Genomic DNA, 24,224 nt, shown 5'->3' on the forward strand with positions numbered 1-24,224 from the left:
ATTTATAAGTCATTCTGGCTTCATCCTCATCTGTTAGTTGTCGCACCCACCCAAACCCTCCCTTCCGAGGGAGGGCCCCAGAGGGCTCTGCCCTCTGGACTCCCGTCTTGCTCATCGGTGTTAGGCCGGGTCTTGCTATGTAACGGTTGTCGTAGGAACACTTGTTGCCAGGCACACCGCTGGTCAGCGGCGGTCCCGGCCAAGCTTAACCGGGACCATTACGGGCAGGGTTTCACTCTCTGCCCGGCTCCCTGCTTCACTTCGTGAAGAACGGGAGCTTTCCCGCCTTCGGCGTTCGTACCAGGGCTTCGTTTCCCTCCACAACTCCCTGCTCCGCTTCGCGAAGGACGGGAGCTTTTACTTCCGCAGAAGGTTCAACTCATCTGCGGTTAGTTCACGATAGCTTCCGATAGCAAGATCGGAAGCTAATTCAAGCTCACCCATGGCAACGCGTTTCAGATAGATCACTCGCTTGCCTACCGCCTGAAACATACGTTTCACCTGATGAAATTTCCCTTCGTGAATAATAAGCGAGATCGACGAGATCGTGCCTTCTTCGGTCTCTTCCCGGCCAAGTATAGTCAGCTCAGCAGGCAGCGTCTCGTATCCGTCATCCAATTGAATGCCCTCCTTGAAACGTTGCACATCCGCTTCATCCACGTTTCCCAGTACACGGGCTTCATAGGTTTTGGGCACATGCTTGCGTGGAGATAACAGATCATGGGCAAGTGGACCGTCATTCGTGAGAATGAGCAGTCCCTCCGTATCCTTATCCAGTCGTCCCACAGGAAACGGATTAAAGACACGATCCTCTTTCCGCAGCAGATCCAGCACGGTTTTATCTCTGTTGTCTTCGGTAGCAGACACGACACCAGGAGGTTTATGCAGCATCAGATAGATCATCTCCCGATACACAATTCGCTCCCCATCAGCTTCAATGACGTTCACCTCGGGATTCACCTGTACACCACTGTCTTTCACCGCTTTGCCGTCCACATGGATTCTGCCTTGTTTCACCATCTTTTTGAGTTCACTTCGTGTCCCCACACCCATATGGCTTAATATTTTGTCCAGACGCAGCGTTTGTTTACCTTTTCCACTCATGCCGATGTCCACCTCCAACCTGCCGGATATTCATTCTTCAGTACACCATCCAGCCATTTCCCCCAGCCAGCGGCATAACCATCTACACATACAAGAACGTACCCTTTGGCAAACGTATCCGCCTTGAGCACCACTCGTTCTTCTTCAATATTTAACGTTTCACCCTTGAGGTATCTCACGGCTTCGCCATCAGTGGATGACAGATTTACGCTTCTCCGTGCTTCAGATGCATTCAGAGCACACGCAAGCGGGTGGGACGGAACGAATCGTCCATTCTTGATCGTGCCCATAAACCAGCCTGCACGAATGACTTTCAGTCCCTCCAACCGTGCTGCACCAACCGAGGATTGATACACACGATCTCCATAACATACCGTTTCTCCAGTTAACTCAATCTCCAATTGTTCTTTCATAAACTGACTGTAGATCGCAACCGGATCAATACTTGCCGGATTAGCTCCGCGTCCCTGACCCCGTTCCGATTTACGTCCACCGTGATCTTTACCTTTTTTGCTCGGTCTACCCGAATTCTTGCCGCCACCAGCCTGTCTGTCATGGGACTCACGGGATTCGATTCGCAACAAACGTTCCTTTTTACGATCAGCCTTGGTCATAGCAATTGAAGAAGCAGCAATAGAGTGATCCTTGTTCCCCTCTATTTCAATCCTGGACACAACCACTACCTGTCCATACTCCATTGCTCCTTCTTTAACTACTCCAGGTTGATCTGTTTCTAATCCTTGCCCTGCACGATGCTGCAACACAGCGACATAATGTCCCTCTCCTTCCAAAAGGTGAGGCCACAATCTTGCGGTACCACGCGTTTGATCCAGTACAGCTTCTGTCTCTTCTGCCTTCTCAGGCATCATCTGACGTACCCATTCCGGACGCCCTGGAGCAAACCCTGTCTCTTCAGGAATGTTCATAACTACGAAATCATGGTTTACATTCAGAAACTCCGCAATCATCGCTTCATTTTCCTCCGGCGCAAAGGTACATGTCGAATATACGATGGTTCCTCCCGGGGCTAGCAATCGTGCCGCAGTCTCCAAGATGTCCCGCTGCATGAGCACACATTTTTCCACCGAATGATGTTCCCACGATTTCACCATGTCTTCATCCTTGCGGAACATGCCTTCACCCGAGCAAGGCGCATCAATTAATACTTTGTCAAAATAATGAGGAAATGCATTTGCGATCCGCTCTGGCGACTCATTCAAAACAACCGCGTTACGCACCCCATACAATTCCACGTTCTTGGCCAGCGCTTTGGTGCGTTCAGCATGGATATCGTTCGTGACAAGTACACCCTTGCCTTGCAGCTTTGCAGCAATCTGTGTCGTTTTCCCTCCCGGAGCAGCACATAGATCAAGCACGCGATCTCCAGGCTCCACCTGCAATAATTCAACTGGAGCCATTGCACTTGGTTCCTGTATATAATACAGACCTGCATGATAATAAGGGTGGAGCCCCGGTTTAACACCATGAGGTACATAGAATCCTGTCTCACACCACGGAATAGGTCTTAGATCAAACGGAGCAATCTCATCGAATTGTTCCATCGATATTTTTAGCGTATTCACTCTCAGTCCCGCATGGGGAGACTGTTCATAAGATTTCATAAATTGTTCAAACTCATCACCCAGCAAACTTTTCATTCGCTCAGCAAAGATCAAAGGTAACTTTACACCCATATTCCCACTCATCCTGTCTTGGTAAGATTGCAATATCGTTTTATTTTATCATATCCAAGCTTTGCTTTCCTATCATATCGTATCTATTCCACTACAGCGTGTAATGTAGTATAATGGCAAGTAGATTGATTCCTGAGCAAAAATTCGGGTGTTTATGCATATTATCCCAACCTTTATTTTTGCCCAAACTATATTTCGATATGATCGATGGGGGATGTCCAATGAAATCCAAGAAGAAAAAGAAAAGTGCTGCGATCCTTATATTCCTGGGTATTTTAATCATTATGATTGCAGCACTGGTTGTCGTAGACCAGCAATCCAAGAAACAGATGGATTCAGTGGAAAATGCTTATGGCATCGCTGCTTCCAAGCTTAATCCTGCTACACGGGAGCTACTGAGTGATCCCAACTATCAACAAATTATTGTACCCACTGATCTCAAAACCAAAATCGATAACAAAGACAGCTTTTTTGTTTATTTCTTTGCTTCCGACTGCTCGCACTGCCGTGCCACAACACCTCAATTGATGCCACTGGTTGACAGTGAAGGTATTGAGCTTCCACAGTTCAATCTGCGTGAATTCGAAGCAGGATGGACCGATTACAATATCGAGTTCACACCTACACTCGTCTATTATGAGGCTGGTGTCGAGAAAGACCGTATGGTTGGCGGACTGAAAGAGAATGGCAGTGACCAAGGCTACACACTGGATGATTACAAACAATTTTTCCAAAAATATAAAGGCAGTGCAGCTCCTTCGGCAAGCTAACTGCTAGATCCGTTTCCAAAAGTATCTACAATCAGGCATTTGTATCACCGACACTGTTCTGTTGAAGGACAGGCTGTGCCACCTGCAATCATCTGAATATGACGCAACATTCAAAAACACCCCGATCTTTCCCTTTACAGGAATCGTCGGGGTGTTTCATATACATGGAACTTCATATCCATGGGATGCTCATTTGAATGCTAACGCTGATAACGGCTTAACTTTTACCCTGTTCCATCGCCTTCATCTTCTCTTCGTAAATTCGCCCTCTGGTAGGACTCCGACGTTGCGGAATATTAGGTTTTAGCTCAAGTGATCTTCTAGATATCTCCTGTTCTAAGACCTCATCAACAATTCGTATGGACAAATCCCTGTAAGTCACAGACTGAATATTTGATTGGGACAGTTCCTTCACGATTTCCTGTACATCCCGTACCAAAGTCCCAAGGTCAATGCCCAGAATTGTAGCAGGATAAGGTTCCAGAAGATCAAGTGAGCTCTGTAACATCATCGTTCCTCCGCGGAGATTGCCATTCCTGAAGTGGTATAATCCAACCGCAATCTGCAACAATCCTTTATAGAGAGAATCCCGGTCCCGCTCAAGCCACAATTCTTCCAGCACCTCATGACACTCGAAATAATCCTGATCCCGATTGAAGTAGATTAAGTAGTCAATGTACAGTGGCTCATAGATGCTCATCCGGGTTTTCGCCCTTTCTGGCGTTGTTCAGAAGTGTTTTCACGTCATCCAGCAAGTCTTTGAGCCCTTCCATATCATGTCGTTCCCAGTAATCGTTAAAACGCTTCTGTGCTTCAATCGCTTCACTGACAAGGTGGTAGAAGTATAATTGATGAATGATATTCAATGTTCTTGACACGATATTGGAATCATCCTCAAAGGCCTTCTGCGCCTCCAAAATCTGTAGACGAATGGCAGACATCTCATTATCCAGTACAAAAGCGGCCTCAGCTGTTTTTTTCAGCCTGGCTCGCATGTCATCCGGTAAACTCTCCCGAAATTTGTAGCTCAGAGAATGTTCAATGGTAGCCCAAAAATTCATGGCAAGTGTCCGGATCTGAATCTCGGCCAATACGATCTTTTGTCCCAGAGCCGTCTGAACGGGATACTCAATAATCATATGAAAGCTGCGATAGCCGCTCTCTTTAAAATTCGTAATATAATCTTTCTCAATGAGTACCGTGAGATCCTTGCGGCCTCGAATGTATTCGGCAACCCGACGGATATCATCTACGAATTGGCACATGATACGGATACCTGCAATATCCTCAATGCCTGTCTCCACGTCATCAAGCGACACATTCAGTCGTCTGGATTTCTCCAAAATACTGGATATTTTTTTGACACGACCGGTAACGAATTCAATCGGGGCATACTCTTCCCGTTTTTTCAGCTCCGCCCGCATTGTCTTAAACTTGACTTTTAGTTCCTCTACCGCTTGTTCATAAGGAAGTAAAAATGTACCCCAGTCTCTACCGTCCATGCTTATGCCTCCTGTCTCTATAGCGTCCCCTGTTCTATTCCATTATACATGATGTTTGGTGGGGGGAAGAGTCCCGAACCATTTTACGCTCTTCCATGCTTCTATATTTTCAATCCGGGGATCCACATTCCTTCTTAACGATGCTCCGCACCAACCGCTTCAGAGATATGACGATAACCGTCCTTGCGCAGTAACTCACGCAGTCCGGCATGAATACGCCGATTCACCTCAGGTCCTTCGTAGATTAATGCTGTATATATTTCGACCAGACTTGCTCCGGCTTTAATTTTCTCGTAAGCATCCTCACTTGTGAAAATACCACCTGAACCGATGATCGGAAGTTTGCCTTCGGTCTGACGATAGATCTGGCGAATAATCTCCGTAGAACGCTCACGCAGAGGTTTGCCGCTCAGACCGCCAGTCTCTTTCGCATGTTGGTGGGAAAGTCCTGTACGACTGATGGTTGTGTTCGTTGCAATAATGCCAGCAACACCGCTGTCTGCAATGGTGCGAACCATATATTCAAGTTCCTGATCATTCACATCCGGTGCGATCTTCACCAGAACGGATTTGGTCGCTCCGCCCGCTCGTGCATGCTGCACGTTCATCTCGTTCATAACCGCAGCGAGCAGTTCCTTCAATTCATTCCCATGTTGCAGATTACGCAAATCCGGTGTATTTGGTGAACTGATATTAACCACGAACAGATCAGCATAATCGTATAATGCCTGAATGCACTTCGAATAGTCCAAGTGAGCTTCCTCATTAGACGTTGCCTTATTCTTGCCGATGTTAACAGCCACTGGAATACGCCGATCCTGTAGACGTGCCAATTCACCTGCCATCGCTTCCGCACCAAGGTTGTTGAAGCCCATACGGTTCACCAAAGCCTCATCTGGAGGCAAACGGAACAGCCGTGGTTGATCGTTACCTGGTTGTGCAAGTGGTGTCACGGTTCCCACTTCCATGAATCCAAATCCGATGGAAGAAAAGCCCGTTACGGCCTGTCCATTTTTGTCCAGACCCGCAGCCAGACCAACAGGTGTAGGGAAATGACACCCAAACATGTCAACAGCCAGATCAGACGTTTCACGAACGCCGTACATCACTCGCAGTCCGGAAGGAACCGGACGGATGCTACCCATGCCACTAAGGCCGCCAATAATCAGATGATGGGCCTGTTCAGGGTCCATTTTGAACAACAAAGGTTTAGCAAGACTTCTGTATAACAAATCACTCACTCCGTTCTGGTCCGGTACGCCAAAAAGCCGCTTTCCGTCTTTTCATATGTAAAAAACACTCTACACACAAGTCTATCTGTTTCTTATTAAAAAGGAAAGTAGTTTGCGCATAGACAGCACAAATCGAATAATACATAATGCTCACAAGAAATCCACCCGCCCACTGGAAATGACGAGTTGAATTCTTTACAATGAGAGCATGGTTACTCTACACCAGTTCTATTCCAAATAAGGAGGAATAACTCATGGCTCCCAAACGTAAACCACCTGCATTACAGCAAAAGAAAGAAGAAGTGAATCGCAAAGCCATTGCATGGACTGCAGCCAGTGTAGGCGGCTTGATCATCATCATTGGTGCTCTTATCATTATTGCCAACATGTAGATGATTCAGGCTGAATCCATCTGATTCTACATATCAAACAGATCAATTCAGCCAGTGATACGTTTTGTTCGGATTATTCTGCTTTGGAACAAGCGTATGCTGATAACGCTGCTTTGCTTCTGGAACAAGCGTCAGATCTGGCAGTACATCTTCTCCAATACGTACCGGAGTGCCTTGCGGAGCAAGAGCGAATAACTCTTCTACATCTCCCGTACGCATTCTCACACATCCAAGGGACTCGTCCAGTCCGATACTGTCTGGCTCGTTGGTCCCATGGATGGCATAATTCGTATTCGAGAGCTGCATACCTCTGCTTCCAAACTCACCGTTCGAGCGTCCATTCGGATTGACCACTTTATCTGTAATGATAAATGAACCCTCCGGTGTTCGATCACCGCCAAGTCCCACATCATACATACGAACAATGGTATCCCCACTGATTAATGCAAGTTTATGTTTATCCTTATCAATGAAAATTTCCAGCGGTTCCTGCAAAAAAGGCAGACCTCCCAGCGTATCTGCAAAAGCGGCATTCTGTCCTTGAGACGAATTCGAAGTCGTCGAACTGTTATCTGCTCCACCGGCTTCACTCTTTCCTTGCTGTGCCTTTCCTTGATGCAAGGCTAGCAGCTTCGGAAACATCTCGGTCATGCCTGGCGCCGTCTCTCCGAGAATATTATTTGGAAATGGCTGAGCCATTTGCGTTACACTCTTGGGCCAAGCGTCATTTTTTTTGCGATAAGCAACAATTGCACTTGATAATGATGCAGCGGCTTCCTGCTTCGCGGTCCACGCCATAGCCATCTTTTTGATCTTCGGCGTGACTTCTGGAGGTTCACAGTTACACTGCTTGGCATCATAACTCTGTGCAGTTAGTTTCCCGCTTGTGTTGGTTTGTACTATGTATTTCACAGGCATATTTCGCTTCCATAAAGACCATCCATCCGAGGTTTGCATACCCAGTACAGCCGAAGTCTCTATTTTCGGGCCAGACCCGGACCAGGCAGCTGCAAGCGCAGCCTCCCCATGGTTGCCTCCACCAAATGCCGCAGCGGTGAACACATTACTTGGCGCAATGGATGCAGTCCCAACCTGTTTATCCGCTTCTACAGGCGCTGCGATATCCTCTGTGGATTCCAATGCTGCTGACAGTGCGTCGGCCGCTTCACGACTGAAACCCGGAGCGTCCGCAGGTGGCAGACCTGCCAGCACAAGCAGCATGAACAACGTAAGCCACATTTTGCGTCTACGTTGTTTTTTCTCTTTTTGCTCAGACATTTCCACCAGTTTGTCCTGATAGTCCACCCAGATGTCAGCAGGAGCTTTACTACGTTCAAATGCCTCGTAAACCTCGCCCGCTTGCTGAAAACAATAATTGGCTTTGGCCTCCTGCCCTTCGCCCAAGTACTCCTTTCCAAGCAGATACCAGGCCATTTTATTGTCGGGATGTTTCTTGACATATGTTCTTAGATGAGTATTTTGCATCCGATCCTCCACTATTTCGCCTTTTTCCTTATATCATTATATATCGGCATAACCAAGCGTTGAATCCATAGGACTTGAGTACCCGGTGGGAAAAAGGGTTTTCGACAATAATCGTCCTTGATTCGCAGGTCATAAGATCACAGTTAAATGAAGACAAAAAAAGCACCTTCCCTTGTCGTAAAGACAAAAGAAAGTGCTCTATGTTCATGTTAGAAATACTTAGCCTTCTTTATTGAAAGGCTCGTCCGCTACTTTGATTGAATCTGTAGGGCAGCCATCGCATGCATCCTGCATATCGTCAAACAAGTCGTCTGGAATAGCTTTGACACCCTGGTTAGCATCGCCGTCAAAGATAACTTCAGCCAAACCTTCATCATCATAATCGTAGATGTCTGGAGCCGTTGCTCCACAAGCGCCACATGCGATGCATGTGTCTTTTTCAACCCAAGTATATTTACTCATTTACATTCTCTCCTCCTAAAATTCGAAACGTACAGTGTTTTTATCTAGAAACATATTAATACAAAGTAAGGATAATTACAAATCATTTTGCAACCACAAGTCTCTATTATCCCTTATTTAATCAAGACTTTGCAAGTTATCTTTTTGCAGGGAAGTACCGCGCACTTTATGATTCCGAAGCAGCACGGAAGGATCGTCTCCAAGCATGCCTGCGGTGACAACAGCATTCTCACCAAATTTATCACGTAACTGATCCATAATCCGAATCAGATTGTCCTTCTTGGGCTTCTGCTCATATTCAAACAAGTCCATCTGCACAGCGGATTCTTCTCTTGGAATCAGGTTCTGAAGTGTCACACCCAGCATGCGTACAGGCTTGCCACTACCCCAATGCTTCTCAAATAGTTTACAGGCCTCACGGTATATGACCGTTGCATCCTCCGTAGGAACTTCCATTAGACGTGATCGGGTGATTGTCTTCATATCCGGTGTGCGGATCGTAATCTGAATACCCTGGCTGAACATTTCGTGCTTGCGCAATCTTCTGGCTACCTGGTCACTTATATTGAGGAATACCCGATGAATCTCATTCATATCCGATACATCCGCCGGTAAAGTGGTTGTATGTCCAATGGATTTATTGGCTTCCCGTTCCGCGTGAACTGCGGAATGGTTAATGCCATTCGCAGAATTTTTGAGCCATGCTCCATTAACTCCGAATAGTTCGGTCAACATGTTCTCATCCGACTTGGCCAATTGACCAATCGTTTCAATGCCCAGTTTTTTCAGCTTTTCAGCCGTTTTTTTGCCAATGCCAAACATCTCGTTACATGGCCTGTGCCAAAGAATCCGGGGTACGTCCCTCATACGTAAAATGGAGATACCGTTCGGTTTTTTCAGATCCGAAGCCATTTTTGCCAATAATTTGTTGGGTGCAATGCCAATGGAACATGGCAGCCCCAATTCATCCTTGATTCTACGCTGAATGCTCTCCGCAATCTCCATTGGATTCCCGAATTGCCTTGACCCTGTAATATCAAGATAACATTCATCAATGGACGTTGCCTCAAGTTGAGGGGTATAACTATACGCAATCTGCATGAAAGCTCTTGAATATTGACGATATAAATGAAAATCAGGACGAATCACAATGAGATCAGGGCACTTTTTCAAGGCTTGGTGGACAACCATACCTGTTGAGATGCCTCGATTACGAGCGGCATATGAGCAGGTTACAATTACACCCTTTCGCAGTTCACTGCTGCCCGCAACGGCCGTTGCTTTTCCTCTATATAAATCTGGTTCCTCGGCTTCATGTACAGAGCAGTAGAAAGCATTCATATCGACATGCAGAATCACCCGTCCGGCTGTAGGGTAGTATTGATCCACATTCGCTGGAGGATTGCCGTCTGAAGACATCATGAACCCCCGCCCTTTCTTGCACACTAATTAATGAAACGAATTTCTTTCTTCTATAGTATATCAAACCCGTTATGTTAATTCAGTCACGAACATTTATTTTCTGCGAGATCTGATCAGAGACCGAATAATTAACCAGCCTACACTCACAAAAAGTATCAAAGTGATCAGGGCAATAACTGTATTTTCCCATACAAAAGTCAAAAATTAACCCTCCTTTTCTTCCATATATTCCAATTGAAACTCAATAATAGATTATAACATACATCCGGATTATGATTACCTTCCTTCTTTTTTCTCTAGAATCCGTTAATTGTTACATGAAACTGCGATTTCTATGTAGCATTTGGCTATAATGGTGCTATAATAATTAATTATACAAATTGACGACTTTAGGACAAATCAGCGCACCCAGTTTAACACAGTGTAGCGTTGCCGAATCGAAGGATTCGTCCACTAACGTACTTAACAGCTTTTCCCAACTTACAATCCAATCTTTTAAAAGAGCGCTTTATCTCAAAGGAGGATCTTCATGTCAAAGGCCATTTCCATCTTCGATACGACTTTACGTGACGGCACACAAGGGGAGGGTGTCAGCTTATCGGCAGACGACAAACTCAAAATTGCCAAGAAGCTTGATGACCTGGGTGTCCATTATATTGAAGGCGGAATTCCCGGCAGCAATACCAAGGACATTGAGTTTTTCAAAAGAGTCAAGGAATTAAACCTGAACGCAAAGGTTGTTGCTTTTGGCAGTACCCGCCGAAAAGGCAGCGTCGCTAGTGAAGACGCCAACCTGAAGCGCATGATCGAATCTGGTGCTCAGGCTGCAACTTTAGTCGGTAAATCATGGGACTTCCATGTGCATACCGCTTTGCAGACTACATTGGAAGAAAATTTGTCCATGATCTATGATTCCATCGCCTATCTGAAGCAGAATGGTATGGAAGTGATCTTTGATGCAGAACACTTCTTTGACGGATTCAAACATAACCCGGAGTATGCTCAAGCTGTTTTGACCAAGGCTCACGAGGCAGGAGCGGACTGGCTCGTCATGTGTGATACCAACGGCGGGACGATGCCAAACGAGGTACACGAGATCGTATCCACACTTCATAGAAGCCTGCCTCACGCACATCTCGGCATCCATACACATAATGATTGTGAACTGGCTGTGGCCAACACACTCAGCGCTGTACAAGCCGGAGCCCGTCAGGTGCAAGGTACAATGAACGGTTATGGAGAGCGTTGTGGTAACGCCAATCTCGCATCCATTATCCCGAACCTGCAACTGAAACTTGGCTATGAATGTGTTACTGAGGATTCCATGAGACAACTTACAAACGTGGCTCGTTATGTTAGCGAGATTGCCAATGTGAATATGCCGATTAATCAGCCTTATGTCGGCAATGCTGCTTTTGCTCACAAAGGTGGGATTCACGTCTCTGCCATCCTGCGGGATTCACGTACCTATGAACATATCGTCCCTGAACTGGTCGGTAACAAACAACGTGTGCTGGTCTCGGAACTTGCCGGACAAAGTAATATTGTATCCAAAGCGCAGGAACTGGGGCTTGAGTTCGATCCAAGCAGTGCCAATTCACGTCAGATTATTGAGAAGATCAAAGATCTGGAGCATCAGGGTTATCAGTTCGAAGGTGCAGATGCTTCGCTTGAATTGTTAATTCGTGAAGCGAACGGTGACATGAAAGAATTGTTCACTTTTGAATCATTCAAAATGCTTGTGGAGAAAACGGCGGGGAAATCCGTTGTTTCTGAAGCTTTTGTCAAACTTAATGTAGCTGGAACAAGTGTTTATACCGCTGCTGAAGGTAACGGTCCGGTGAACGCACTCGATAATGCGCTTCGGAAGGCATTGGTACAATACTTCCCTTCACTTGCCAACATGCATCTGTCGGACTACAAAGTGCGTGTACTGGATGAGAAAGATGCCACCGCCGCTAAAGTTCGTGTATTGATCGAATCCAAAAATACGGAGAACACATGGAACACTGTTGGTGTATCCGAGAACGTAATTGAAGCAAGTTGGGAAGCCCTCGTTCACAGTTTCCGCTATGCATTGCTTCAAGAAAAATTGCAGGATGAGCCGGGCACACTCCCTATTCCTGCTCATGGGATAAGCAACCACTAATAACCCATATTTCCCGGAAAATAAAAAGAAGCCTCTGTACCCATGATTCATGGATGCAAAGGCTTCTTTCTTTGCAGAAAATTAATTCGTAATTAACTTTTTAATCTTACGCTCCAACTCTTTCTCGGGTAATATACCCAGAACAATCTCCTGTATAACTCCTCTGGAGTCAATCAGAACATTCGTTGGAAAAGCCACCCCATTGTATTGAGCATACACAGTCCCCTTCTCATCCAAGGGAATAGGGAAATTCAGTTGGTACTCATCCACAAAAGCTTTGGCATCTTTGAGTTTATCGTATGATGTTACATTAACCCCATACATGTCAAGCTTATCCTTGTATTTCGCGGCCATTCTATTCAGCTCTGGGGCTTCCTGCTTACACGGCTCACACCAGGATGCCCAGAAACTGACGAACGTGGCCTTATCTTTGGCACCGCCCACACTGTACGTCTTCCCATCCATTGCTGTCAGAGAAAAAGCAGGTGCCAGAAGACCCGCACGTGGTCCCGTCTCTGTAGGCATGGGTTCTTCCTGCTTAAAGACGGCTGCAATGCCGTCACCCGCATTCTGGGCCAGTGCAATACCAACCAGCAAGACAACACCAAGGAGTATGTATATGTTTCGTTTCATAACCCGCCACCCTTTTATATAATTAGCCTGTTGAAACTAAAACCGCAATTTCTGCACATGCTAAGTGTTTATCACGCTCTATGACAGTTCACCAGAACATGATTCCCAAATGTTCTCTTTATTATTGTACCCTTTTCCTTTAAAATTTTACAATCCGGAATACAGAAAATAAAATGAAAAAGGACTCCTGCCTAAGCAGGAGCCAAAGAGAGAGGGGTGAATACAAATGGCAGCACTTCACGGGCAGCAAAACGCCTTCTACATCCCTTCTTCCGTAGAACAAGAGATGTCAAAGCACATGTTCCTTTCGCTGCCGCAAGAAGCCTGCGGGGTTATGCTGGGTGAAACCGCAGCGGGCGGTATACGAATCAGTCGGTTTCAGCCCATTCGTAACGTAGCACCTGACCCGCTGCACCATTTTACTCTGGACGATGCCGAATGGATTCGGTGCGTACTTTCCGAACCTAAGCTCATTGGTATCTTCCATTCTCATCCGCAGACCAGGCCTGTTCCTTCCTTAGAGGACTTGCAAGCTCTCCCGGCCTTCGCCGGCTTGCTTCAGATGTACCTCATCGGCTCACCCGACCAAACAAGCGGGTTGCGATCTCATATGCATCTGAACGGTTATCTGATTGAATCCTCGAAGGAATCGCAGGATCCGACACACCGCGTTGTGCCTTCGTACAATCTGCTTCCCGTTCCGTTATGCGTGACTTAGCTGGGTATACAAATCACCCAAGGTCTCCACATTTTGACGCATCATGTCCTCCAGATAACAGGACCATAACTGCGCAGTCATTTTTGAATCTTCCAGTGCATGGTGACGCCCATAGATCGGAATCCCTCTGGATTCCAGCAATTCATCCAGACCATATCCCGGCCTGCTTGGTTCAAGCCAGCGGGCCAACATCATCGTATCGATTAAACGATGTGTCAGCCTTACTTTTGAAGTCCGCCACAGAGCGGCATTCAGAAAAGCTCGGTCATGCGCACTTGCGTGTGCAATCAGAACATTTCCGCCAACAAAAGACATGAAATCATGCAGTCCCTCCAGCAAAGTTGGTGCGTCCAGCGTCATCTCCTGTGTAATACCTGTAAGTTCAGTAATATGTTCCGGAACCGCAGTCTTGGACTGCACCACCGTATAGAACTGCTCTCCTTCCAGCACGACACCACCATGTATACGGACCGCACCAAATGAGATAATCTCATCCCCATGCTGGGGCGAAAAACCCGTCGTTTCCAGATCAAATACAACTGCGTCCAGCTCATTTAGAGGCGTATGCAGAACCTCAGGTCTGCGCTGTTCTCTCATCATAGAGCGGATAAACGCCATGTGTTGCGCCGTAGGGGCTCCCATAATGGAAGCGATGGCGGAAGGGACCCCTCCCTGACGCAGCGAATTCCAGAATCCTGTATTGCCCCTTGCCGGCTCCCTCATGGACGTCTCCTTTCTGCAAAACGCAACTGTCTTTGCAAAGCACGATGCACTCGTCGTACCAACCCGAGCGTATCCCTGAGCTCATAATGAATTTGCTTTTGTTTCATCTGTTTCTCATCCAGGAACCCACTGCTATGTTGCAAATCCCCTTGGATGACAACCGGTGTACTTCTACGAAACTTCAAAGCGGCTAAGAAGGCCCGCTGGCATGCATCCAGTAATGTAAACGGAACAGCTTCAAGTGAAGTCAGTCTCTCCATTCTTTTTAGCGTAGATGACTCCTTGATCCCATGTTGCAAAGCCAAATAACGGGCACTGTTCACCAGCGGAATGTATAAACCATACTTAACATCAAATCCGCCTGCATGTGCACCAAATCGTTCTGTGACCACACGTCCAAGTACATTTAATGTAGCTTTATGTTTAACCGTATTGCGAAGAACTGCATCCGAAAGTTCAGGAACCAGTCTGAACTGTTCATAAAAACTCGTGATCCATTCCTCCGCCAGACTTTGCTCACCTGCAACAAAACGCATGTCTGAAGCAATAATCAGATTACGAACGGGCTCCCAATTCAGATCCGAGCTCCAATCTGCTAATTGATGCTTCCATGACGCCAGCGTTTTTCTCCAGAGTGGCTCAGAGCACATGACTTTGCCTTCGCATTTGGCGTAACCAAGCTCTTCCAACATATCCGTCATTCGCTGTCCGAGGTGAGCAAAATATTCCTCTTTACCTTCATGCGGAGTATCGCTAATGATCATGCCATTATCCTGATCACTCCATAACGTCGCTTCTTCCCTGCCGGAACTGCCAAATACGATAAAGGCATAGGGGACGGGAGGTTGGCCGAAGCCTTCCTCAACCATCCCCTGAATGCATAACTCTACTGCTTTCCGTGCGATCCGGTCATGCAGTTCATTTACCGTTTGGTACCACTCGATCGGCGACAAGGAAGCGGACAACAATTCTTGGAGCTCGTTCTGTAATATCACACGTGCCTGCCGCAGTTCTTGAGAAGACACCGCACCATCGATTCCCTGATAAGACCAGGAATAGTTTGTATACGAGATGGGTTCCATCATGTCCAGCCTCCTTGAAGCATGATTCAGCATCATTCACCTCAGGAGCTGAACGTACCACCATTGGATTTAGAATCTACATTTTTCATTTGTTCAGGGTATCCGTAAGTACCGTGCTCACTGATATCCAGACCCATTGTTTCTTCTTCTTCAGTAACACGGATGCCCATGATCGCTTTCATTCCGCCCAGAATAATGAAGGACATTACCAGTACGAAGGCAAAAGCACCTGCCAGACCGAGAAGCTGTACGCCCAATTGGTGGAATCCACCGCCATAGAACAGACCCGCTTGACCTACACCAGCATTCTCGGCAAGTTCAGGAGTAGCGAACAAGCCCGTGGAGATCGCACCCCACATACCAGCAATACCATGCACGGAGAAAGCGTAGATTGGATCGTCAATTCCTTTACGATCGAAGTACTGTGCTGTGAAGAATGTGATGATACCCGCCAGAGCACCGATAACCAGCGCTGCCCAAGGTTCAACGAATGCACATGCCCCTGTAATCGCAACGAGTGCCGCAAGCACACCGTTTAACATGCTAGGAATATCAGACTTACCAAGTACTGCCCATGAGATCAACAGCGCAGCAACACCACCAGCTGCAGCAGCTACGTTAGTAGTTAATGCAACATAACCGAAGAATCCATCCCCCATAGCAGATAATGTACTACCTGGGTTGAATCCGAACCAACCGATCCAGAGGATAATAACCCCGAGTACAGAATACACTTGGTTGTGACCTGGAATGATGTTAGGTTTGCCGTCTTTGTTATATTTACCAATACGTGGTTTCAACAAGATGGTAGCTACCAATGCTGCAGTCGCACCAGTCAAGTGAACTACCGTCGATCCTGCAAAGTCTTGCATACCCAGCTCAGCCAACCAGCCGCCGCCCCATACCCAGTGAGCAACAACCGGATACATAATAATGGTATACAATGTACCAAACACGATATATACGCTCATCTTTGCACGTTCAGCCATACCACCGCAGGCAATGGCCAGAGATACCGCCGCAAAGGCGAGGTGGAATACGAATTTAATAGTCAGTGGAACATCGGAGAAAGCCAGTGATTCGAAGGAAGCAGCCATACTGTCTCCACTTAGGAAGAATCCGGTAGTTCCAAAAAATCCATTACCATTACCGAAGCCTAGACCAAAACCCAGCCCCCAGAAGGCAATAACTGAAATTCCCAATGTCAGGATGGTCTTACCTGCAATGTGTCCTGCATTCTTCATCCGTGTTGAACCCGCTTCGAGTAAAGCAAATCCCCCTTGCATCAAGAATACGAGTACCACAGCCAGAAACGTAAAGGCTGAGTTCAAACCACTTTGAAGTTCAATGTTAGTCGGACCCTCCGCAGCCGCAAATGCGCTGACCGGAAAAGCGAACAAAGTAAGCATTACTAACACGGAAACCAACCATTTCTTTCTCATATACCCCACTCCCTCTTATGTTAAGTTTCTTCACATAACGTGAAACTCTTAATGTCATTATAAGCAGAAGAGAGGAAAGTTGACAAGAGTATTTTCATCAAAACTGAAAATTATTCCTGGGAATAAAGTCATACGTCTTTTTCTTGCACTTAAGTACATAATCACATTCTATGAGTACATAGATATAGAAATGCAGTATGCTGATTGCCAAAGCATAACGTTTGACTGTACGGTTAAAGATCATGTATCATACTTATTAGTAAGAAAAATTGGGCGTAGTCTAGAAATTCACAAGTGGAAACTACAATTCCCTACATTTGAACTTGCAAGCGAGGTGAATATCATTGGGGATATGAAACTTTTTCGGATTGGCGAACTCGCCAAGACCGCTGGTGTTAGTGAACGGACGATTGATTATTACACGAAGCTTGGACTAATCGCTCCCGAAGAACGTACACAAAAAAATTATCGTCTCTATAGTAATGAAACTTTAACGAGGCTTGAACGTATTGTACAGATGAAACAAGAGAAGTATAGTCTCGACGAGATTAAGCAATCTCTTGAAAAGTGGCGTCTGGTTAGTACAGAAGAACAAGTTGCCAGCAAATTGACAACATTGGAGCTTCATGTACAACAACTTGAGCGAGAGGTTAACGAACTCAAACCGCTACTTGGAGAGATGAAACCTGTACAAGCACGTAAAATGATGGCAGGACTCCTCACCAAAAGTGCCGGTACAATGGAGGCCCTAAAAATCTTGCTTGAGAACACCATGATGTAGCTTATTCTTAGAAAGCGGAGGAATGAATATGAGTTTTAATAACGGTATGTTCGTATTGATCATTATCGCCTTTTTGCTCTCTTTATGGGCGCAATTTCGCGTTAAAGGTACATTTAGACGTTGGTCGGAGGTACCGAACCAGAACGGAATGACTGGTTACGATGCCGCTCGCCAGATGCTTGATGCTAACGGCCTGCACGATGTTCCAATTGAACCTGTACGCGGCACGCTCTCTGATCACTATGATCCGATCAATCGGGTTGTACGTTTATCAGAACCAGTATATTATGAAAACTCAATCTCAGCTGTTTCGGTAGCGTGTCATGAAGTTGGCCACGCCATTCAGCATAAAGAAAGTTATCCGATGCTGGCACTGCGTCACCGGATCTTCCCAATTGTGAACTTTGCATCCGGATTAGCTCCATTCCTGTTGATTGCAGGTTTCATCTTCAATGCCATGAACCTTGTAGGTATCGGTATCATCTTCTTCTCCGTAACTGTAGCATTCCAACTCATCACTTTACCGGTTGAGTTCAATGCAAGTAATCGCGCTAGAGAGATTATGGTATCCGAAGGGTACATCCGTAACGAAGAAGAAAAAGGTGTTGCAAAGGTTCTGAATGCCGCAGCCTTGACTTACGTTGCTGCAGCGTTGATCTCATTGCTTGAGTTGATTCGTTATATCGGAATCTTCAACAGCCGCGATTAATTGGATACCTAATACAACAAAAACAATACCCCACCGTTAATCGGATGGGGTATTGTTTTGTTGTAAACCGAAATAATGAAGCAAAAATGAACGAAAGGACTGGGCAACCAACGGCAATTTGTCATCCGCACGGTGAATTAACCCGATGGTCCGTGTTACTTTGGGATGAGAGATGGCCACATGTGCCGGTTGCAAAGGATTCGTCTGGAATAACGCCATCTCAGGCAGCAGACTGACCCCCATGCCCGCAGCAACCAATCCGCGGATGGTGTCGGTCTCTTCCCCTTCAAAAGCGATCTTGGGTGTAAAACCAGCTTCCAGACAGGCATGCCACACAATAGGACGAAGAGAATAACCTTTGCTAAACAATACAAATTTATCATCCTTGAGTTGTTCAAGCGCAATGGTCTCTTCACCAGCTAACGGGTGATTGGGAGGAAGGATCGCATGCAATTCTTCTGTGAGTACAATATCACCGTCTACTTGATCATGCTTCTCTGGAAAAGGAGAAATGAATGCCAAGTCTACCTCTCCAGATAACACATCACGAATCAGTGTAGGGAACATCCCCTGCTTGAACCTGAATTTCACGTTAGGGTAACGCTGACGGAAAGCAGCCACCACGGAAGGAATGAGATGAATCCCCAGGCTATGCGGAAATCCAATTCGAATCTCCCCATGCTCCGGGTCCAGAAACTCATGAACTTCCCCGACTGCCTTGTCCAAATCTTTCAAGATACCTTCAATTCGTTTGCAAAAAAGCTGCCCCACTGCAGTCAACTGCAGGTTCCGCCCCTTTTGCATAAAAAGGTCCACGCCCAGCTCTTCTTCCAGCTGATGAATCTGACGACTCACCGCCGACTGTGCCACATGCAACTCTTCAGCAGCCTGTGTTACATGTTCCTTCTGTGCCACTTTCAAAAAGTAATGCAACTGTCTTAATTCCACTCGCCTGATCGCTCCAATCTGTTATACCCTACTTATCCTTGATTGCATTCCATCTTGAGAACGTTCTGACTACCGCTTTAAGCTACGGGGTTTCCACAATCTGATCAACAGTCCGTAAATAAAGAATCCACCCAACAATCCGCCAAGGTGAGCCATCCAGTTGATGCCTGACATGGCGAAGGAGAATATGATCCCGAACAAAAGCAACGTGTACATCGTTTTGCGCGAAGCCTCGTCCATCATCGTTCGCTGGAACAGCGCTACATACAGGAATGCACCATAGACGGCATAGATCGCTCCTGAAGCCCCTACCGAGATGGTAATACTCCCAACCGAGTTGTACCACGCAACAGCAAGAATATTACCCAACACACCGCCACCCAGGTACAATACACCATACCTTACCGACCCGAGCAACCGCTCCATCGGTGGTGCAAATACGATTAAAGCAAAGCTGTTAAACAATAAATGACTGAAGCCCGCATGCAGGAACATGGATGTAATGTAACGCCACCATTCATGCGCGAACAGTTCATGATTCGTAAGTGCCCCGAATTTCAGCAGCACCATATTGTTCGTTGATCCACCGTTCACCGTTAACACAATAAACATGACTACATTGGCAATTAAAAAAAGCGACGTCAAAGGGAAATACTTCAAATAACCTTTCCAGTTCTCATAGCGAATAAATATCATAAATTTCTTCTTTCACTCCACCCTGTTCAGATCGGACTTACATCTCTGATCCATCGTAATGGTACATGTCCGAATTGGACAATGCCTTTCATAAAAGATTATAATGGATTTTGGCACGGATCACCAATTTATAAGGAGGAACATTATTATGACACAAGAACGTACAGGCGCAGCCACATTTAAAGGCAACCCTATTACATTGATCGGACCCGAACTGAAAGTGGGCGATCAAGCACCTGATTTTACACTGAGCAAGAACCTGGTTGAGGATGCTTCCCTGAAAGACTTCGCAGGCAAAATCAAATTAATCAGCGTTGTTCCTTCCCTGGATACTGGCGTATGCGATGCGCAAACTCGTCGTTTCAACGTGGAAGCTGGAGAACTCGGAGACAATGTAGTTGTCTTGACAGTCAGCGTTGACCTTCCGTTCGCTCAAGCCCGTTGGTGCGGAGCAGCTGGTGTTGACCGCGTAGTTACATTGTCAGACTACAAAACACGTTCTTTCGGTGAAGACTACGGTGTTCTGATCAAAGAATTCCAACTCGACATGCGCTCCATTTTTGTTTTGGATGCCGAAGACCGGATTACATATGTGGAGTATTTGCCTGAAATGACAGACTCCCCTAACTTCGAACAAGCAATTGCTGCTGTAAAAGCTTTGCTGTAGAAGTTATCATACGTTCAGAACAAAAGCGAGGAAGGTTAACCTTCACTCGCTTTTTGTTATTAATCATCTATTTCAATCATTTGCTTTATACTTGCTTAGCTTTTTATCCAGTACAGAGAATAAGTTCATAATCGTGCGATAATTGGAACCCAAGTCTCCAAGTGAACCACGAGAAGCTGAATACATATCCACCGCACTGCGAACAGGACTTACCGAGATAATGGAAACTGTAATATCCATCGTCCGTCCAAAGGTAGTCCGCTTCTCCAGAATAACTTCTCCAACAGAAGGCACTTCATGCAGCACTTTATAACCCGGAATCTTTTTGAGTGTCGAAGAGACCTCTTCCCAGGCTCTGTCTTTGGATAAGTTATAATACCGTGTTTTTAATTTGGGATCCTTGGCTCGATCGCTGGTCCCCTCCATGCTGCGGATGATACCGACGAGCGTTCTCTTTAAGGTCAAGACCCTTCCTCCTTTGAATGTAACCGTTCCATTTATGTATCTTAGTGTAACATTGTTCAAGTAGTAACAAAAGGGCAAGCATCATATTTATCGTAAAACCAATCAAAAACATTCATCACAACTTAAAAACACCCTGAAATTCCTTCTGAAGAGGAAAAGTCAGGGTGCTGTACATAAGATTTAGGAACCCGCCTATGCCGTCCGGCTACATTGTCTTATGAACCTGCTTGGCAGGTGGGTGACCGCAAAAATGCTTTTTGAAGTCCCCATGTCGTATAGACAGGGCTTTTCAGCAACATTCTGTGTTGATCTCCCGAAGACATCATCATTGGTTCAAAACAACGAATAACCGAAACGTACATCGCAGGATGTACAATTATTATATCCCTAACTGTGTAAAAAGTAAATGGCGATCCATCATGTTTTATTTTTGCAATGTAATGTTTTTGTCGTCTGATGGCTCAGATGTTTCACCATTCTCTGCTGATTGTTCAGCCAGCGCAGCAGCTTCCTCTTCTTCCTTCTTGAGTTGCATCTTCTCCATCTGCTCCTGCATCTTGTTGAAGGTTGCGTAGAAGTTAAAGAAAGCGAACCATGCAATGATGCTGATAATGAAGAAAACAAACAAGACCGGATAACGGAAACCGATGTAGAACAGCAACCCACTTCCCAGCAATGTGGAAAATACACGGAATGGTCTGATCAGCGTAAGTAATACCGCGTTTTTGATAATGAGTCCGATGGACATATGATAGTGTACAACCATCGAGAAAAAGTTAAAGAGTGATACAAATAACAAGAGAAGCAGTACTAGCATGATGATTCCCACGAGCTGCATATTGCGGAACTGCGTCATGTACACTGTATAATCCAGATACATAATCGCGAACAGCAGTGTGTAAAAAATACCCCCAATTAAACTTTGCTTGTAGTTTTCCTTGTAACCTACAAAGAAAGTACGGAAGATCGGTACATCCGTATCGCCCATATTCCATTTACGAACAACCGTAAACAGCGCCGAAGTCGCCGGGAACAGTGTAAGCGGTGCCACAATAGCTATAGCCCAGTTCATTTGCAATGATTCGTTTGCGAGGTTCTGCTGCATCACGAGCAGTTTCATAATCAAGAAAAACAAGAACGGAGACGAACAAATAGCCCACAACAGATTGGTTGCGGCCAGTCTCGTAATCCACTCTGTAAGCCGGTAGATCCCACCCATAGCTCCTTTAAATTCCAAACATTTCTCCTCCTCTGCAGCCTTGCGTATTACCTGAAGTCTAATATTAATATACCTTATTATAGATAGGAAAAGCCAGTACTTCCCGAAAAGAGATCGTCATTGTCCTTAACTAGCGCTTCTGGCAGTGAAATAAAATGATGCAGTAATTTTGAAAATAAAAAAATGGAGCAGTTGCCCGCTCCATTTTTAAGATTATACGTTTATATTACTCGAAAGAAGAATCTTTCGCTGGACGACGTCCTTCGTTGCTGCTTGGACGCGGTTTGCGGTCACGGTTGTAACCACCTTCTCTGCTTCCACCGCCAGTGCTGCTGCCGCTGTTACGATCACGGTTGTAACCGCCACGTCCGCCACCACTGCTGTTGCGATCGCGATTGTAACCACCACCACTGCCGCCGCTACCACTTGTGCGGTTACCGCTGTAACCTGATGGTTTACGTCCGCCAGAGCGAACATCTGGTTTACGACGTTTCGCACGGATTGGATCTTCAGGAGTCAGATCAACTTGAGCATCTTTTTTGTCACCTGTCAGGAGCTTCAGTGCAGCCGACAACAGTTGAACAGAATCATATTGCTCAAGCATTTGAATCGCAATACCTTTGTATTCGTTCAGTTCGCCTGATTGTACGATTTCCAGCAAACGCTCTGCTGTCAAACGTTGTTTACCTTCAACCGCTTCTGCCATTGTTGGCAGTGGTTTACGAGGAATACGGTGACGTGTTACACGCTCGATGAAGTGCAAGTGATCAATCTCACGCGGTGTAACGAAGGACCAAGCAGCACCCTCTTTACCCGCACGACCTGTACGACCGATACGGTGAACATAGCTCTCCGGATCTTGCGGAAGGTCAAAGTTAACAACGTGAGTTACACCTGATACGTCGAGGCCACGTGCAGCCACGTCTGTTGCAACGAGTACGTCAATGCTGCCGTCACGGAACTTACGCATTACCGCATCACGTTGATTCTGGGACAAGTCACCATGAAGACCGTCTGCAGAATATCCACGTTTTTGCAAAGCTTCAGCCAATTCGTCAACACGACGTTTTGTACGTCCGAATACGATCGCCAGTTCAGGAGATTCCATATCCAACAAACGGCTCAATGCTTCGAATTTTTGACGCTCAGGTACTTCGATATAGGATTGGTCAATCAATGGTGCACTAACATGTTTCGGAATCACAGAAATGTGTTCAGGATTGTTCAAGAATTGTTGTGCCAATTTTTGAATGTTAGGAGGCATTGTTGCTGAGAACAGCATGGTTTGGCGCTCGTCTGGAACTTGTTTCAGGATGGATTGGATATCCTCCATGAAACCCATGTCGAGCATTTCATCTGCTTCATCCAGTACAACAGTTTGTACATCATCTAGTTTGATTGTTTTGCGGTTGATGTGGTCAAGGAGACGTCCAGGTGTACCAATGATGATCTGTGGTTTTCTTTTCAGTGCACGGATTTGACGCACGATATCTTGTCCGCCGTAGATTGGCAGGGAGCGCAGACCTTTGAAGCGAGTGAGTTTTTCGATCTCTTCAGCAACTTGAATTGCAAGTTCACGTGTAGGTGCCATAATAAGGGCGCGGATTTTCTCATCACTTTTTGTGATTTTGCTGATCAACGGAATACCGAATGCAGCTGTTTTACCCGTACCTGTTTGAGCTTGACCAATCAAATCTCTGCCTTCGAGTGCCAAAGGAATCGCTTTGGATTGGATCGGTGTTGCTTCTTCAAACCCGAGCTCAGTGATGGCTTGCAGCACCAGTGGTTCAAGATTGAAATCTGTAAAGTTTAAATTTGTCAAAATTATTCATGCTCCTTTTATATGGTGGACATGGTGGACAATCCACTTTGTTGTCTGTATTCTTAAGTAGCGTTAATATTTATAGGGTATCCCAACGGGACGAATTA

24 protein-coding genes and 1 other RNA gene are annotated in these 24,224 nt (G+C 46.0%); 7 read left to right on the forward strand and 18 right to left on the reverse strand.

Going from position 1 to position 24,224, the window contains the following annotated elements:
- Positions 1–357: 357 nt before the first annotated feature.
- Together FE296_RS04600 and FE296_RS04605 are read right to left on the reverse strand one after the other, a co-directional pair.
- Positions 358–1,104, reverse strand: coding sequence for a pseudouridine synthase (locus FE296_RS04600; RefSeq protein ID WP_124113957.1), 747 nt, complete (start codon positions 1,102–1,104; stop codon positions 358–360).
- Positions 1,101–2,798 (reverse strand): RsmB/NOP family class I SAM-dependent RNA methyltransferase, encoded by a 1,698-nt coding sequence (locus FE296_RS04605; protein WP_124113956.1) that lies wholly within the window; start codon positions 2,796–2,798, stop codon positions 1,101–1,103. The genes FE296_RS04600 and FE296_RS04605 overlap by 4 nt, the downstream gene beginning before the upstream one ends.
- Positions 2,799–3,019: 221 nt before the next feature.
- Between FE296_RS04605 and FE296_RS04610 the strand changes: the two genes are divergently transcribed.
- Positions 3,020–3,568, forward strand: a complete 549-nt coding sequence (locus tag FE296_RS04610; RefSeq protein WP_124113955.1) for a thioredoxin family protein — start codon at positions 3,020–3,022, stop codon at positions 3,566–3,568.
- A gap of 217 nt (positions 3,569–3,785) precedes the next feature.
- Here the strand turns inward: FE296_RS04610 and FE296_RS04615 are convergent, their stop codons facing one another.
- The 3 genes from FE296_RS04615 to FE296_RS04625 form a co-directional block, all read right to left on the reverse strand.
- Positions 3,786–4,268, reverse strand: coding sequence for a DUF309 domain-containing protein (locus FE296_RS04615; protein WP_150364359.1), 483 nt, complete (start codon positions 4,266–4,268; stop codon positions 3,786–3,788).
- Positions 4,255–5,070: a GTP diphosphokinase gene (gene yjbM, locus FE296_RS04620; RefSeq protein ID WP_124113953.1), complete on the reverse strand. Its 816-nt coding sequence runs from the start codon at positions 5,068–5,070 to the stop codon at positions 4,255–4,257. The genes FE296_RS04615 and yjbM overlap by 14 nt, the downstream gene beginning before the upstream one ends.
- A gap of 134 nt (positions 5,071–5,204) precedes the next feature.
- The gene (locus tag FE296_RS04625; protein WP_124115506.1) at positions 5,205–6,302 is read right to left on the reverse strand and encodes a quinone-dependent dihydroorotate dehydrogenase; all 1,098 of its coding nucleotides are present in this window, start codon (positions 6,300–6,302) and stop codon (positions 5,205–5,207) included.
- 254 nt (positions 6,303–6,556) lie between these two features.
- Between FE296_RS04625 and FE296_RS32635 the strand changes: the two genes are divergently transcribed.
- Positions 6,557–6,694 (forward strand): hypothetical protein, encoded by a 138-nt coding sequence (locus FE296_RS32635; protein ID WP_017689367.1) that lies wholly within the window; start codon positions 6,557–6,559, stop codon positions 6,692–6,694.
- 42 nt (positions 6,695–6,736) lie between these two features.
- Here the strand turns inward: FE296_RS32635 and FE296_RS04630 are convergent, their stop codons facing one another.
- The 3 genes from FE296_RS04630 to FE296_RS04640 form a co-directional block, all read right to left on the reverse strand.
- Complete coding sequence (locus FE296_RS04630; protein ID WP_150364360.1) at positions 6,737–8,179, reverse strand: L,D-transpeptidase; 1,443 nt, start codon at positions 8,177–8,179, stop codon at positions 6,737–6,739.
- Positions 8,180–8,398: 219 nt separating this feature from the next.
- Positions 8,399–8,641: a ferredoxin gene (locus tag FE296_RS04635; RefSeq protein ID WP_124113951.1), complete on the reverse strand. Its 243-nt coding sequence runs from the start codon at positions 8,639–8,641 to the stop codon at positions 8,399–8,401.
- A 117-nt stretch (positions 8,642–8,758) separates the two neighbouring features.
- Complete coding sequence (locus FE296_RS04640) at positions 8,759–10,060, reverse strand: DNA polymerase IV (RefSeq protein WP_091017506.1); 1,302 nt, start codon at positions 10,058–10,060, stop codon at positions 8,759–8,761.
- 532 nt (positions 10,061–10,592) lie between these two features.
- On the opposite strand from FE296_RS04640, the gene cimA reads away from it, so the two are divergent.
- Complete coding sequence (gene cimA, locus FE296_RS04645; RefSeq protein WP_091017507.1) at positions 10,593–12,212, forward strand: citramalate synthase; 1,620 nt, start codon at positions 10,593–10,595, stop codon at positions 12,210–12,212.
- Between the two features lie 81 nt (positions 12,213–12,293).
- Here the strand turns inward: cimA and FE296_RS04650 are convergent, their stop codons facing one another.
- Positions 12,294–12,845 carry a TlpA disulfide reductase family protein gene (locus FE296_RS04650; RefSeq protein WP_124113950.1) on the reverse strand — a complete coding sequence of 184 codons (552 nt, stop codon included), beginning with the start codon at positions 12,843–12,845 and terminating at the stop codon, positions 12,294–12,296.
- A gap of 226 nt (positions 12,846–13,071) precedes the next feature.
- Between FE296_RS04650 and FE296_RS04655 the strand changes: the two genes are divergently transcribed.
- Positions 13,072–13,563: a M67 family metallopeptidase gene (locus FE296_RS04655; RefSeq protein WP_124113949.1), complete on the forward strand. Its 492-nt coding sequence runs from the start codon at positions 13,072–13,074 to the stop codon at positions 13,561–13,563.
- Here FE296_RS04655 and FE296_RS04660 read toward each other — a convergent pair.
- From FE296_RS04660 to FE296_RS04670, 3 genes are read right to left on the reverse strand one after another with little or no spacing between them, the layout of a single operon-like run.
- A complete protein-coding gene (locus tag FE296_RS04660) occupies positions 13,549–14,286 on the reverse strand; it encodes an exonuclease domain-containing protein (protein WP_124113948.1) in 738 nt (245 codons plus the stop codon). The two genes, FE296_RS04655 and FE296_RS04660, sit on opposite strands and share 15 nt — an antisense overlap.
- Positions 14,283–15,368 carry a DUF294 nucleotidyltransferase-like domain-containing protein gene (locus FE296_RS04665; protein WP_411860559.1) on the reverse strand — a complete coding sequence of 362 codons (1,086 nt, stop codon included), beginning with the start codon at positions 15,366–15,368 and terminating at the stop codon, positions 14,283–14,285. The genes FE296_RS04660 and FE296_RS04665 overlap by 4 nt, the downstream gene beginning before the upstream one ends.
- A gap of 41 nt (positions 15,369–15,409) precedes the next feature.
- Positions 15,410–16,810, reverse strand: coding sequence for an ammonium transporter (locus tag FE296_RS04670; protein WP_124113946.1), 1,401 nt, complete (start codon positions 16,808–16,810; stop codon positions 15,410–15,412).
- A gap of 352 nt (positions 16,811–17,162) precedes the next feature.
- On the opposite strand from FE296_RS04670, the gene FE296_RS04675 reads away from it, so the two are divergent.
- Both FE296_RS04675 and FE296_RS04680 read left to right on the forward strand, forming a co-directional pair.
- Positions 17,163–17,591 carry a MerR family transcriptional regulator gene (locus FE296_RS04675; protein WP_017689377.1) on the forward strand — a complete coding sequence of 143 codons (429 nt, stop codon included), beginning with the start codon at positions 17,163–17,165 and terminating at the stop codon, positions 17,589–17,591.
- A 28-nt stretch (positions 17,592–17,619) separates the two neighbouring features.
- Entirely contained in the window at positions 17,620–18,300 is a 681-nt protein-coding gene (locus FE296_RS04680) for a zinc metallopeptidase (RefSeq protein WP_036609646.1), read from the forward strand.
- A gap of 36 nt (positions 18,301–18,336) precedes the next feature.
- Here FE296_RS04680 and gltC read toward each other — a convergent pair whose 3' ends face one another.
- The gene (gene gltC, locus FE296_RS04685) at positions 18,337–19,248 is read right to left on the reverse strand and encodes a glutamate biosynthesis transcriptional regulator GltC (protein ID WP_062833647.1); all 912 of its coding nucleotides are present in this window, start codon (positions 19,246–19,248) and stop codon (positions 18,337–18,339) included.
- Between the two features lie 69 nt (positions 19,249–19,317).
- A complete protein-coding gene (locus FE296_RS04690) occupies positions 19,318–19,944 on the reverse strand; it encodes a rhomboid family intramembrane serine protease (protein WP_036609651.1) in 627 nt (208 codons plus the stop codon).
- Positions 19,945–20,092: 148 nt separating this feature from the next.
- On the opposite strand from FE296_RS04690, the gene tpx reads away from it, so the two are divergent.
- Positions 20,093–20,611: a thiol peroxidase gene (gene tpx / locus FE296_RS04695; protein WP_036609653.1), complete on the forward strand. Its 519-nt coding sequence runs from the start codon at positions 20,093–20,095 to the stop codon at positions 20,609–20,611.
- Between the two features lie 72 nt (positions 20,612–20,683).
- On the opposite strand, the gene FE296_RS04700 is transcribed toward tpx, so the two are convergent.
- The 4 genes from FE296_RS04700 to cshA all read right to left on the reverse strand — a co-directional run bounded on the left by FE296_RS04700 (position 20,684) and on the right by cshA (position 24,117).
- A complete protein-coding gene (locus tag FE296_RS04700) occupies positions 20,684–21,076 on the reverse strand; it encodes a DUF1499 domain-containing protein (protein WP_017689382.1) in 393 nt (130 codons plus the stop codon).
- 181 nt (positions 21,077–21,257) lie between these two features.
- Positions 21,258–21,449, reverse strand: a non-coding RNA gene (ssrS, locus tag FE296_RS04705) — 6S RNA.
- Positions 21,450–21,500: 51 nt separating this feature from the next.
- Positions 21,501–22,313 carry a YesL family protein gene (locus tag FE296_RS04710; RefSeq protein WP_017689383.1) on the reverse strand — a complete coding sequence of 271 codons (813 nt, stop codon included), beginning with the start codon at positions 22,311–22,313 and terminating at the stop codon, positions 21,501–21,503.
- Positions 22,314–22,521: 208 nt separating this feature from the next.
- Positions 22,522–24,117 carry a degradosome RNA helicase CshA gene (gene cshA, locus FE296_RS04715; protein WP_091017518.1) on the reverse strand — a complete coding sequence of 532 codons (1,596 nt, stop codon included), beginning with the start codon at positions 24,115–24,117 and terminating at the stop codon, positions 22,522–22,524.
- Positions 24,118–24,224 lie beyond the last annotated feature (107 nt).

Origin of the sequence: Paenibacillus sp. UASWS1643 (assembly GCF_008693195.1) — a bacterium.
GTDB lineage: Bacteria > Bacillota > Bacilli > Paenibacillales > Paenibacillaceae > Paenibacillus > Paenibacillus amylolyticus_B.

Excerpts from the sequence above, each read along its gene's own strand:
- FE296_RS04600 (WP_124113957.1), bottom strand. The coding sequence starts at position 1,104 with ATGAGTGGAAAAGGTAAACAAACGCTGCGTCTGGACAAAATATTAAGC.
- FE296_RS04605 (WP_124113956.1), bottom strand. The coding sequence starts at position 2,798 with ATGGGTGTAAAGTTACCTTTGATCTTTGCTGAGCGAATGAAAAGTTTG.
- FE296_RS04610 (WP_124113955.1), top strand. The coding sequence starts at position 3,020 with ATGAAATCCAAGAAGAAAAAGAAAAGTGCTGCGATCCTTATATTCCTG.
- FE296_RS04615 (WP_150364359.1), bottom strand. The coding sequence starts at position 4,268 with ATGAGCATCTATGAGCCACTGTACATTGACTACTTAATCTACTTCAAT.
- yjbM (WP_124113953.1), bottom strand. The coding sequence starts at position 5,070 with ATGGACGGTAGAGACTGGGGTACATTTTTACTTCCTTATGAACAAGCG.
- FE296_RS32635 (WP_017689367.1), top strand. The coding sequence starts at position 6,557 with ATGGCTCCCAAACGTAAACCACCTGCATTACAGCAAAAGAAAGAAGAA.
- FE296_RS04630 (WP_150364360.1), bottom strand. The coding sequence starts at position 8,179 with ATGCAAAATACTCATCTAAGAACATATGTCAAGAAACATCCCGACAAT.
- FE296_RS04635 (WP_124113951.1), bottom strand. The coding sequence starts at position 8,641 with ATGAGTAAATATACTTGGGTTGAAAAAGACACATGCATCGCATGTGGC.
- FE296_RS04640 (WP_091017506.1), bottom strand. The coding sequence starts at position 10,060 with ATGTCTTCAGACGGCAATCCTCCAGCGAATGTGGATCAATACTACCCT.
- cimA (WP_091017507.1), top strand. The coding sequence starts at position 10,593 with ATGTCAAAGGCCATTTCCATCTTCGATACGACTTTACGTGACGGCACA.
- FE296_RS04650 (WP_124113950.1), bottom strand. The coding sequence starts at position 12,845 with ATGAAACGAAACATATACATACTCCTTGGTGTTGTCTTGCTGGTTGGT.
- FE296_RS04655 (WP_124113949.1), top strand. The coding sequence starts at position 13,072 with ATGGCAGCACTTCACGGGCAGCAAAACGCCTTCTACATCCCTTCTTCC.
- FE296_RS04660 (WP_124113948.1), bottom strand. The coding sequence starts at position 14,286 with ATGAGGGAGCCGGCAAGGGGCAATACAGGATTCTGGAATTCGCTGCGT.
- FE296_RS04665 (WP_411860559.1), bottom strand. The coding sequence starts at position 15,368 with ATGGAACCCATCTCGTATACAAACTATTCCTGGTCTTATCAGGGAATC.
- FE296_RS04670 (WP_124113946.1), bottom strand. The coding sequence starts at position 16,810 with ATGAGAAAGAAATGGTTGGTTTCCGTGTTAGTAATGCTTACTTTGTTC.
- FE296_RS04675 (WP_017689377.1), top strand. The coding sequence starts at position 17,163 with ATGAAACTTTTTCGGATTGGCGAACTCGCCAAGACCGCTGGTGTTAGT.
- FE296_RS04680 (WP_036609646.1), top strand. The coding sequence starts at position 17,620 with ATGAGTTTTAATAACGGTATGTTCGTATTGATCATTATCGCCTTTTTG.
- FE296_RS04690 (WP_036609651.1), bottom strand. The coding sequence starts at position 19,944 with ATGATATTTATTCGCTATGAGAACTGGAAAGGTTATTTGAAGTATTTC.
- tpx (WP_036609653.1), top strand. The coding sequence starts at position 20,093 with ATGACACAAGAACGTACAGGCGCAGCCACATTTAAAGGCAACCCTATT.